The 11007-nt window shown below is 58.8% G+C and carries 8 protein-coding genes; 3 read left to right on the top strand and 5 right to left on the bottom strand.

Going from position 1 to position 11007, the window contains the following annotated elements; translation table 11 throughout:
• Positions 1-262: 262 nt before the first annotated feature.
• Positions 263-2482 (bottom strand): adenylate/guanylate cyclase domain-containing protein, encoded by a 2220-nt coding sequence (locus tag AC2FNB_RS19035; RefSeq protein WP_496748417.1) that lies wholly within the window; start codon positions 2480-2482, stop codon positions 263-265.
• 199 nt (positions 2483-2681) lie between these two features.
• Positions 2682-4373, bottom strand: a complete 1692-nt coding sequence (locus AC2FNB_RS19030) for an acyl-CoA dehydrogenase family protein (RefSeq protein ID WP_496748416.1) — start codon at positions 4371-4373, stop codon at positions 2682-2684.
• Between the two features lie 145 nt (positions 4374-4518).
• On the opposite strand from AC2FNB_RS19030, the gene AC2FNB_RS19025 reads away from it, so the two are divergent.
• Positions 4519-5280: a sulfite exporter TauE/SafE family protein gene (locus tag AC2FNB_RS19025; RefSeq protein WP_496748415.1), complete on the top strand. Its 762-nt coding sequence runs from the start codon at positions 4519-4521 to the stop codon at positions 5278-5280.
• Positions 5281-5287: 7 nt separating this feature from the next.
• On the opposite strand, the gene AC2FNB_RS19020 is transcribed toward AC2FNB_RS19025, so the two are convergent.
• The 3 genes from AC2FNB_RS19020 to AC2FNB_RS19010 form a co-directional block, all read right to left on the bottom strand.
• A complete protein-coding gene (locus AC2FNB_RS19020) occupies positions 5288-5830 on the bottom strand; it encodes a hypothetical protein (RefSeq protein WP_496748414.1) in 543 nt (180 codons plus the stop codon).
• A gap of 18 nt (positions 5831-5848) precedes the next feature.
• Positions 5849-6142: a hypothetical protein gene (locus tag AC2FNB_RS19015; RefSeq protein ID WP_496748413.1), complete on the bottom strand. Its 294-nt coding sequence runs from the start codon at positions 6140-6142 to the stop codon at positions 5849-5851.
• Between the two features lie 374 nt (positions 6143-6516).
• Positions 6517-8115 carry a phosphoenolpyruvate carboxykinase gene (locus AC2FNB_RS19010; RefSeq protein ID WP_480752035.1) on the bottom strand — a complete coding sequence of 533 codons (1599 nt, stop codon included), beginning with the start codon at positions 8113-8115 and terminating at the stop codon, positions 6517-6519.
• A gap of 346 nt (positions 8116-8461) precedes the next feature.
• Between AC2FNB_RS19010 and AC2FNB_RS19005 the strand changes: the two genes are divergently transcribed.
• Positions 8462-9166, top strand: coding sequence for a response regulator transcription factor (locus AC2FNB_RS19005; RefSeq protein WP_480752033.1), 705 nt, complete (start codon positions 8462-8464; stop codon positions 9164-9166).
• A gap of 34 nt (positions 9167-9200) precedes the next feature.
• Entirely contained in the window at positions 9201-10907 is a 1707-nt protein-coding gene (locus AC2FNB_RS19000; RefSeq protein ID WP_480752031.1) for an ATP-binding protein, read from the top strand.
• The last annotated feature ends 100 nt before the right edge of the window (positions 10908-11007 follow it).

The raw sequence follows: 11007 nt of genomic DNA, 5'->3' as shown, positions 1-11007 counted from the left end.
CTGACCGGCAACCTTTCCCGGTTCGGGAAAGGTCAGCGTCGCCGTGGCGGCAAAAACCTCGCCGTCGATTTCCTGCAACCCCCATGTCCGGTCCGCCGCACCATAGGCGGCAACGGATTCGTCACGCTGGCACTGCCAAAGCCCCAGCAAGGGAAAAATCAGGACAAGACGCAGCATATACCCTCCTCTTGCGCATCGGCCCCCCAGGCAGAACCAGCAATCCGCGATCGGGTCAAGGCCGGCGACCTGCCGGAACCAGCCCTCATTCCGCCAGATCGCCCTCGATCTGTTCGATCGCCCGGGCCGCGACCCGGCCGGACAAAGACGTATCGACATGCGCCGCCAATGCGGGCAGCGCGGGGGCCGCCGCCGCGCCGATCTGACCCAGCGTTGCCGCCGCTTCCTTGCGCACAAAAACCGAAGGGCCTTCCAGCAGCTTGATCAGTTCGGGAACGGCAGGCGCGGCATCCGCGCCGAAAAGCGCCAGCGCCCGGGCCGCCGACCGCTGCTCGCGCGCGTCCCCGCGCGCCAGATCCGCCTTGAGGCTTGCAACCGTTGTGCCCACGGGCAAGGCCGCCAGTCGCAACCCATCGGTCAGACGCTGATTCAGATGGCGGTCATTCCCGTCCCAGCGCACAACAAAGAAATACTCATTCACGGCTTCTTCGAGAGCGCCCGCATTTTCCCCCGTCTGCCAACGGTCGATCATCGCACGGCCCGCGCGCCGGTCGCCGTTCAGCGCCAGGAGCGAGGCCGCCAGCGGCATCAGCTCCTTGGCTTGCGGGTTGCGCTCCAACTCGGCACGCAGCACCTCGCTGGCCTGATCAAGATCACCCATCGCATAAAGCGCCGCCGCCTCAAGCAGCACATAATGGCTGGGATGTTCGGGATCGAGGCGCATCGCCGCCTGCACAAAGGCCAACCCTTCTTCGGGCTTGCCCGCCGCAATCATCGCCCAGCCCATGGCCAGATGCGCCTCGGGGTCGCTGGGTTGCAGCGCGATGGCCTTTGCCGCCTCCTGCCGCGCTTCGTCCACGCCCCGCCCGGTGCCATCGGCGTTGCCCCAGTCGCGCAAGTTCAGGCTGACCATGGCACGGATGACATGGATCAACGAAGTCTCGCGTTTCGAGGTTTCCTGCAGGTACTTGTAGAACAACCCGATATGAAGCTGATCCCGGTCACTGGTGAATGCGTTCCAGTGGTGAAAGATATGCGGGCGCAGATGCGCCAGCGCCAAGGCCGCCCAGGCGCGCGCATAATCCGGGTCCAGCGCGACCGCCTGTTCGAAATGCGGTATCGCGGCCAGATTGTCGCGTTCGTTAAAGCGTGAATACAGCTCCCAGCCCCGCTGAAACGCCTCCCGTGCCGCAACGGTTTCCGTCTCGACCTTTTGGATCGTCGCCTGCTCCTGCGCATCCAGCGACACGTCCAGCGCCTCAGCAATCGCCAGCACGACACGCTTTTGCACGGCGAAAATATCCTCCCCCTCGCCGTCGAAACGCTCGGCCCACAGCAGCCGCCCGTTTGACGTGTCGGTCAGGCGGATATTGACCCGAAAAGTCTCGCCGGTGCGCCGCAAACTGCCATCGACCACATATCTGACACCCAGTTCCTCGGCAAAACGCGCAATGTCGATATCCCGGTCCCGATAGGCGAACGAGGTATTTCCCGCGATCACGAACAGGCCTGATATCCGGGACAGATCGGTGATCAGGTCTTCGGATATGCCGTCCACCAGCATCTCGTTCGCACGGTCTTCGGAATAGTTGGAAATCGGCAGCACCGCGACCGAGGGCAGGTCGGGTAACGGAAAGGCCATGCGCGTTTCCGAGGCGCGCAACTGGTTCGAGGTCCACGGGGCGGCCCAATAGACGCCTGCCGCCACAAGCGCCACAATGATCAGTGCCGCCGCAATCATTCTCGCCCGGCTTTTCGGTTTCCTTGCAATTTCCAGCGCGTCGGATACGACCCGGAACGCCTCGACCGGCTCGGTGATGTTCTTGACCTTTTGCGGTCCCATCGGAACAAAGCCCGCCGTTACATTTGCGCGCGCATAGGTAACCACCGCCTGCGAGGCGACGATGCCCCCCGGTTCCGCCAGCGCCTCCAGCCGCGCGGCGACATTCACCCCGTCGCCCAGGATGTCATCCCCGTTCGAAACCACATCGCCCACGTTCAGGCCGATGCGCAGCGCGATGGCGCGATCCGGGTCCTGAGCGGCGTTGCGGTCTTTCAGGCGGGTCTGAATTTCCACCGCCGCGCGAACGGAATCGACGGCGCTGCGGAACTCGATCAGGAAACTGTCGCCGGCGGTATTGGCGATCCGCCCGCCATGTTGATCAACCAGCGGCTCGATCACCTCATTGCGTAGCCTGCGCAACGCGGCGATGGTGCCCTCCTCATCGACGCCGACCAGACGGGAATACCCCGCCACATCAGCGGCCAGGATCGCCGCCAGGCGCCGGTTTGAGCTGTTCTCCATGAGGTCGAAGGTTAACAGTTTCGAAATATCGTGGGAACCGGTTTCCCGTGCATCAGGGCACGTATCGCGCTCAAAGTCTTGTACAAAATGAACAACAGGGGGTCACGGACCGGTACATTTCGCACAGTTCGAAGGTACATCAACAAAAGACCCGGCACGAGGCCGGGTCGAGTTGGGGAATGAGGTAAACTCCCGAGGGTCATCCAAGCAGGCGACGTGCAATCACCTGCGCTTGAATTTCTGCAGCGCCTTCAAAGATGTTCAGAATACGCGCATCGCACAACACGCGGCTGATCTTGTATTCCAGCGCAAACCCGTTGCCGCCATGAATCTGCAGCCCGTTATCCGCCGCGGCCCAGGCCACCCGAGCGCCAAGCAGCTTGGCCATCCCGGCCTCAAGGTCGCAGCGGCGGTCATGATCTTTTTCCCAGGCAGAGAAATAGGTTAGCTGCCGCGCGATCATGATCTCGACCGCCATCATCGCCAGTTTTCCCGACACACGCGGGAAGTTGATCAGCGCTTTTCCGAACTGCTTGCGCTCAAGCGCGTATTGCATGGCGATATCCAGCGCCGACTGGGCCACGCCGATGGCGCGGGCCGCGGTCTGGATGCGGGCAGACTCGAAAGTTTGCATCAACTGCTTGAAACCCTTGCCTTCTTCGCCGCCAAGCAGGTTCTCGCCCTTGACGTGAAAGCCGTCGAAACCCAGCTCGTACTCCTTCATCCCGCGATAGCCCAACACCTCGATCTCCCCGCCGGTCATACCCGGTGTGGGGAAGGGGTTTTCGTCGGTTCCGGGGGTCTTCTCGGCCAGAAACATCGACAATCCGCGATGATCCGTCGTGTTCGGATCGGTGCGCGCCAACAGCGTCATCACATGGGTCCGCGCCGCATGAGTGATCCATGTTTTATTGCCGGTGATCTTGTAATCGCCGTTCTCGTCCCGAACCGCGCGGGTGCGCAGCGATCCCAGATCGGACCCGGTATTGGGTTCGGTGAACACCGCCGTCGGCAGGATTTCGGCACTTGCGATCTTCGGCAGCCAGTTTGCCTTCTGCTCGTCCGTACCTCCCGCGATAATCAGCTCGGCGGCGATCTCGGACCGGGTGCCCAGCGAGCCAACGCCGATATAGCCCCGCGACAGCTCCTCGGACACCACGCACATCGACGCCTTGCTCAACCCGAAGCCGCCGAATTCTTCGGGAATGGTCAGGCCGAAAACGCCCATTTCGGCCAATTCTTCAATGATTTCAATGGGGATAAGCTCATCTTTGAGATGCCAGTCATGCGCGTTCGGTTCCACATTTTCCTGTGCATAGCGGCGGAACTGGTCACGGATCATTTCCAGCTCTTCTTCCAGCCCCGATGCCCCGAACATGGTGGCGCCGGCCTGAGCCTCCATCAATTCGACCAGACGCGTGCGCGCCGCCTGGCTGTTGCCTGCGCGCATCAGGGTCTGAACCTCTTCGCACTGAAAGCCGGACAAAGCATCCCAGCCCAGGCCAAGCTCCTGCAATCGCACGACTTCGCCCTGGTTCATCGGGATGCCGCCCGCGATCTGGTGGAGGTACTCGCCGAACGCGATCTGGTGGATCAACTGCTCCATCTCGCCGAACTTGCCGTCGGCCTCCAGCGCTTCGGCCCAACGCTGCATCTGTCGCAGCGACTGGTGATAGGTCGCCATCCACGACAAGCCATGCGCGGCGGTCTGGTTCGCTTCGATCAATGCACCCGAGATCTTGCCATCCGATGTCACCATGGCGCGCACCGAGTCCAGCGCACGGGTGAACACGGCTTCGACCGGGGCAAGCGCCGCGCCGGTCAGCCGCAAAAGGTCGGGCAAAATTGCGGTATTGGTCATTGTCGTCACGTCCTGTCCGTCATGGGCCATGAATCACGTCCTCTTTTTCGTTGCTTGGTCATATCATTTCGCACATGCAGCGCAACAAAAATACACAATTACACCTGAAAAAGTTCGAAAATTACGCAGTGATTTTTGCAGTGCAGAGAAAATCGCGGTGTTATCAAGGGGCATGATGGACCTGATTCTTCTAACGCCAGAAAATCTGGCACTGGCTTGTGCGATTGCCGTGTTGGCAGGGCTGGTCAAGGGTATGGTGGGGTTTGCCATGCCGATGATCCTGGTTTCCGGATTGAGCATGATACTGCCACCGGATCTCGCGTTGGCCGGATTGATCCTGCCGACCCTGGTCACGAATGTGATGCAGGCCTTGTGGCAAGGGGCAAGCGCCGCAGTTGCCACGACAAAGAAATTCAGGGTGTTCCTGATCGTTGGATTGGTTTGTCTGCTAATCAGCGCGCAACTGGTTGCGCGGGTTCCGGCGTCAACCTTTCTTGTGATGATCGGCGTGTCAGTTTGTTTCTTTGTGCTGATCCAATTGTTGGGCATATCCCTCACGCTCAAGCGGGACACGCCCCGGGGGCAGGCGGTGGCAGGCGCGGTCGCGGGGGCAATTGGCGGGATGTCTGGCGTGTGGGGGCCGCCCACGGTGGCATATCTGACGGCATTGAACACGCCAAAACGTGATCAGATCCGGATTCAAGGGGTTATCTATGGATTGGGCGCTCTGGCACTGCTTGGCGCGCATTTCGGTTCCGGGATATTGCGCAAGGATACGATTGGTCTGTCCATGGCTTTGATCGTTCCTGCCGTGTTGGGAATGTGGATCGGGATGAGGCTGCATGACCGCATCGATCAGGCCACTTTTCGCAAGGTGACGTTGCTTGTTCTTCTGGTTGCCGGACTGAACCTTTTGCGCCGGGGGCTGTTGGGATGAAACTGGCCTAGCGTGTTCGGTTCTGAAGACGAAAGACGAAAAGCAAGCCGAGCATTAGAAAGAACAGCCCAAAGACATCTCCGATCAAAAAGGCGACGTATTCGACGGGAGTGCTGCCGAATGCCATGTTCGTCAGAAAAGACGAAAGAACCGAAGTCGTCACTCCCGCCGCCATGACGCAGATCCAACAGGCCGGCCGCGCGGGATCAGGATAAATGTCCCAACCGAGCGCCTTGAAGAATTGGAACATCAGTGGCGCGGCTGAGACTGCGACCAGTATGGCCCAGATGCGGCTGAGCATGAATACGTCGGTTCCGCCCAGATACACGAACACCACTAGAACACCGGGAAACAGGGCTGGAATTGCGCGCCACTTCAGCATCCAGGCTGTAAGTACTTTGACACCATGCGGCAGGAACAGCAGGCTTGCCCGGCTCGGATAGTCCGGAAAGAAGATGTTCTGCAGAGGCATTAGAAATTCGAACGTCACGATGGCGGCTGCGACATAGGCGAGCGAGGCAGTAACCGTTTCTTGGACCGAAATACGCAACCTACTATCGGAAAGAGTTTATTGTCGTGGCGCGTGCACGACGTACCGACCCCGGTTCGTGGTTTCGCACTGCGAAAGATACCCTTTCTCTACCAGAGATTTCAGGGCCCGAAAAAAAGTCGGGCGCGAGATGGATTGTACAAGGGCATGCCCGACTAATCCGTTCGTGCGGACTTCTTCCCCGGCCTTCGACAACTCTCCGGCGGCGTAATAGATGTCGCGTTCGATCGGAGACAACTCTTCTAGCCCCAGTGTCTGTTCCATGCTTTGCATCAGCTTGCGGAGTTCAGCGAGTTTCGAGACTTCGAGCATTCGGTCTAGTATCCTGGTTGCTTACTTTTTTAGCGCTTTAGCGGAATCGATGCGCGCGGTTACGTTTTTTTGGCCCTCAGGGATTGTCTCATATTGACACAAATCACGTTGTTCACTTTGGTTAAGGTCTGATTAGGCTGCCGATATCGCGAGAATGAGTGAGTGGCGCATTCGCAGCCCCAAGGTACTTTCAGTCAAGGCCCGGCGCAATTGTGCCGGGCCTATTTTTTTCACGGCACGCGAAATTTTGATCGCCAGTGAAGATCACGATTTCGCGATTTCACTTATGGGTAGAAGTTTCCTGGAAAGTTTCTCGCTAAACGAAAACACCCCCCGTGCGGAACAGGGGGTGTTGCAGAATCAGCCTGGCCTATTCAACCGATTGCGACGGCTTTGACGTCTTCGTCGATGAAAGGCAGGTATTGTTCGAAATTCTCTGCGAACATCTGAACCAGTTTTTCGGCCTGTTTGTCGAATGCGGCCTGATCGTCCCATGTGCGGCGCGGATCAAGAAGAACCTCAGCCACCCCCGGTACCGAAACCGGAACGTCAAAGCCGAAATTGGCGTCCTTGCGGAACTCGGCTTCGGCCAGTGAGCCGTCCAGCGCGGCCGTCAGCAAGGCGCGGGTGGCCTTGATCGGCATCCGGCTGCCAACGCCATAGGCACCGCCGGTCCAACCGGTGTTGACCAGCCAGCAGGTGGCGCCGTGTTGAGCGATCTTGTCGCGCAGCAGGTTGCCATAAACTTCGGGACGGCGCGGCATGAACGGGGCGCCGAAACAGGTTGAAAATGTGGGTTGCGGCTCGGTCACACCACGCTCGGTTCCAGCCACTTTCGAGGTGAAGCCCGACAGGAAGTGGTACATGGCCTGCGCCGGGGTCAGCCGTGCGATCGGGGGCAGAACACCAAATGCGTCACAGGTCAGCATGATGATGTTCTTGGGGTGCCCGCCAAGCGCTGATTTGGACGCGTTCGAGATGTATTCCAGCGGATAGGCACAGCGCATGTTCGCAGTCAGGCTGTCATCGTTGAAATCCAGCTTCTTGGTTTCGGGGTCGAACACCATGTTTTCGATCACGGTGCCGAACTTCTTGGTGGTCGCATAGATTTCCGGCTCGGCCTCGGCATTGAGGTTGATGGTCTTGGCATAGCAGCCACCTTCGAAGTTGAAGGTGCCGCGATCCGACCATCCATGTTCGTCGTCACCGATCAGAACCCGCGCTGGATCTGCCGACAGGGTCGTCTTGCCGGTGCCGCTGAGGCCAAAGAACACGGCGGTGTCAACCGGGTTTCCAACCGCGTGGTTGGCCGAACAGTGCATCGGCATCACGCCTTTTTCCGGCAACATGTAGTTCAGCAGGGTAAACACCGATTTTTTGTTCTCGCCCGCATATTCGGTGCCGCCAATCAGGATCAGCTTGCGGTCAAAGTTCAGCGCAATCACCGTCTCGCTGCGGCAGTTGTGCTTTTTCGGGTCCGCCTTGAAACTGGGGCAGTTGATCACCGTGAAATCAGCGGTGAATTCGTCCAGATCCTCGCGATCCGGGCGGCGCAGGAGGTGACGGATAAACAGATTGTGCCAGGCAAGCTCGGTCACCATGCGCACGTTGATCGAATAGGTCGGGTCGGCGCCGCCAACGAGGTCCTGCACGAAATAATCGCGGCCCTTCATGTGCTCGAGCATGTCCAGATAGAGCGCGTCAAAGCCTTCGGGACTCATTTCGGCGTTGTTTTCCCACCAAATCTTTTCCGCGACGCTCTCGGTCTTTACGACGTGCTTGTCCTTGGGGGAACGCCCGGTGAATTTCCCGGTCGTAACCAGGAAAGCCCCGCCATTGCCCAGCGTGCCTTCGCCACGCTTCAACGCCTCTTCGATCAGCGCCGGTTCCATGAAGTTGTAAAAGACATTGCCCAGACCCTCGATGCCCTGATCCTCGAGGCGGAATTGCGGGTTAACCCGTCCAGATGTCATGCGATTTCTCTCCTATGGCGGCGCGGCGGCGCGCTTGGCCGTTTGCGCTCTTGGGGCAGTTTACCGGCAGAAATGACCGGCGGTCGCGGGGGTCTTATCACGCTAGTTTAGAGCATGAACAGGACGGTTTGGCGCAGTTAGCGCCACCAAGGCGAGGTTTAGCGCAACCATGTATTTAGCGCTCAATTAGGTGGCATCGATTCAATCGGGTTAAGGGTTCTTTGTCTCCAATTGAGCAACAGTTTTTAAGTGATTCGTAGATATGCATTGATTCGTGGTCACAAAAACGCCAAAAATGCATGAAAACTTACGAAGATTGAGCAGTAGAGCAGTAGGGGCACTCCCAATGTCAAAGATTGCACTGGTGGATGACGACAGAAATATTCTGACGTCCGTATCCATGACACTCGAGGCCGAAGGGTTCGAGGTCGAAACATATAACGATGGGCAGGCGGCGCTGGATGCCTTCAACAAGAGACTGCCGGACATGGCGGTTCTGGATATCAAGATGCCACGAATGGATGGCATGGATTTGCTTCAGCGGCTTCGCCAGAAAACCCAGATGCCGGTGATCTTTCTGACGTCGAAAGACGACGAAATAGACGAGGTTCTGGGCCTGAGAATGGGCGCGGACGACTATGTGAAAAAGCCATTCTCGCAACGCCTTCTGGTCGAACGGATTCGTGCGCTTTTGCGTCGGCAGGAGGCCAATTCGGGTGAAGCGATCGAGGTCGGCAATGGCGACGCCAAGGTGATGGAACGCGGACATCTACGGATGGATCCGTTGCGGCATGCGGTCAGTTGGAAGGGAACGGATGTTTCATTGACGGTGACCGAATTCCTTCTTTTGCAAGCGCTGGCGCAGCGGCCGGGTTTCGTCAAGAGCCGCGATCAGCTGATGGATGTCGCTTATGACGATCAGGTCTATGTCGATGATCGCACGATCGACAGCCACATCAAACGCCTGCGCAAAAAAATGCGTATGGCTGATTCGGATTTTTCGGCAATCGAAACGCTGTATGGAATAGGGTACAGATACAACGAAGAATAATCGCCCTTTTGTGGGGGAAGGCGAAGGGATTCTCGTGCGCGACACAGGATCAGCGAACGGGCCACGCGACGGGGATGTGGTTCTTGGGGACGATTGGGTTATCCCGATTGATCCCAATTCACCGGATATGCGTTTTGTCCGTCCCCGGCGGCGCCTGCTGGCGCTGCACAGCTCGACACTTGCGCGCAAGATTATCACGTTCAACCTGATTGCCCTGATCATTCTGGTTGCAGGGCTCTTATGGCTGGATGACACCCGCGAAGACCAGGTGTTGCAGCGGGCAAGTGCCCTGATCAGCGAAGCGGAACTGGCCGGGGACGTATTCGAGGCCAGAATCGCCAGCGATCCAGCCACGATCAACGACAGCGACGAGCTTGATATCGAGGCGACGCTGGCGGGTTTGAGCCTTCGCAATGGCGTCGAGGTTTTCGTTTTCGACCCTCTGGGTGATCTGGCGGGGTGGGTGCGCGGCTCGACCCAGTTGCCCGCGACTGTTTTAAATAGCCGTTTCGACACCGGGCCAACAATTATCAGTGATGGTCTGAACGCGGTCTGGAACGGCATGGCGTCGATTCTGAATGGCAGTCAGTCAAGGCCCTCGCCGGACCTGGCCGAGCAGGTGGGCGCGATGGTACCCGTAACGGTCGAGTCCGGCTCTCGGGTTAGGGCGCTTACCGACGCCCGAGGAGGAACGGTCATTGTGGCCACAACTCCGATACAGCGAGCTGGGCAGACAATTGCGGTTCTGGCGATGGCCGGGCCAGCCGGAGAAATCGACGCACTGGCCCGGCAGGAACAGGAACGTGTCCTGCAGATGTTCGTTGTCGCGCTGCTGGTTTCGGTCGGCCTCAGCCTGGTGTTGGCTTCCACAATCGCCAACCCGCTTGCCGATCTGGCCGAGGCCGCCGAGATGGGCAACGATCATCACAACCAGCGCATCAACCCCGGGCGTATCCGCATACCGGATCTGAGCGCGCGGCCGGATGAGATCGGCCGGCTCAGTCGTGCACTGCGCGGCATGGTGGCGGCGCTCTATAACCGGATCGAGGGCAACGAACAGTTTGCTGCGGATGTTTCGCACGAAATCAAGAATCCGCTCGCCAGTCTGCAATCGGCGGTTGGCACGTTGCGCGTGGTCAAGAAGGAAGAACAGCGCGAAAAGCTGCTGGAGATCATCGAGCACGATGTGCGTCGACTGGATCGCCTGGTCAGCGACATATCAAACGCATCGCGGCTGGATGCCGAACTGGTGAAAGAAGACGAAGAACCGTTCGATATGCTTGCGATGCTTGACAACCTGGGTCAGTTCCTGGGCGAAGACGCACGTTCGAAAGGGATAGATTATATAACGGACATGCCCAACGAACCCATTACAATTCGGGGGCTGGAAGCGCGATTGGCGCAGGTGTTCGTCAACCTCATCACCAACGCGATTTCCTTCTGTGGCGAAGGCGATGCCATTCGCGTCTGGGCGCGGCGTCGGGATGGCCGCGTGCTGATCGTGGTCGAGGATACCGGGCCTGGAATTCCCGATCAGGCGCTGACAAAGATCTTCAAGCGGTTCTATTCGCAGCGTCCCGAGGAGCATTTCGGCAATAATTCTGGGCTGGGGCTGGCCATTTCGAAACAAATCGTCGAGGCCCATGGCGGCGTCATCTGGGCCGAGAACATCCGGCCCACGGATGCCGACGTCACCTCGGACCCACTTGGCGCCCGCTTTGTCGTGGCGCTACCGATCTGAGTTATGAGCGTCGATGCGCTGTCCCGCATGGCCGAAAAGCGCAATGCCACGATCCACGGAAGTTGCGTGGCGGTCGGTGGCAATGGGCTGTTGATCGTCG

The sequence above is a fragment of the Ruegeria sp. BHSB058 genome, from assembly GCF_059613285.1.
The sequence above is the reverse complement of the archived record's forward strand: the minus strand, read 5'-3'. Positions and strand labels throughout refer to the sequence as shown.

Coding starts and splice junctions, on each gene's coding strand:
- AC2FNB_RS19035 (WP_496748417.1), bottom strand. CDS start 2,482: ATGGAGAACAGCTCAAACCGGCGCCTGGCGGCGATCCTGGCCGCTGAT.
- AC2FNB_RS19030 (WP_496748416.1), bottom strand. CDS start 4,373: ATGGCCCATGACGGACAGGACGTGACGACAATGACCAATACCGCAATT.
- AC2FNB_RS19025 (WP_496748415.1), top strand. CDS start 4,519: ATGGACCTGATTCTTCTAACGCCAGAAAATCTGGCACTGGCTTGTGCG.
- AC2FNB_RS19015 (WP_496748413.1), bottom strand. CDS start 6,142: ATGCTCGAAGTCTCGAAACTCGCTGAACTCCGCAAGCTGATGCAAAGC.
- AC2FNB_RS19010 (WP_480752035.1), bottom strand. CDS start 8,115: ATGACATCTGGACGGGTTAACCCGCAATTCCGCCTCGAGGATCAGGGC.
- AC2FNB_RS19005 (WP_480752033.1), top strand. CDS start 8,462: ATGTCAAAGATTGCACTGGTGGATGACGACAGAAATATTCTGACGTCC.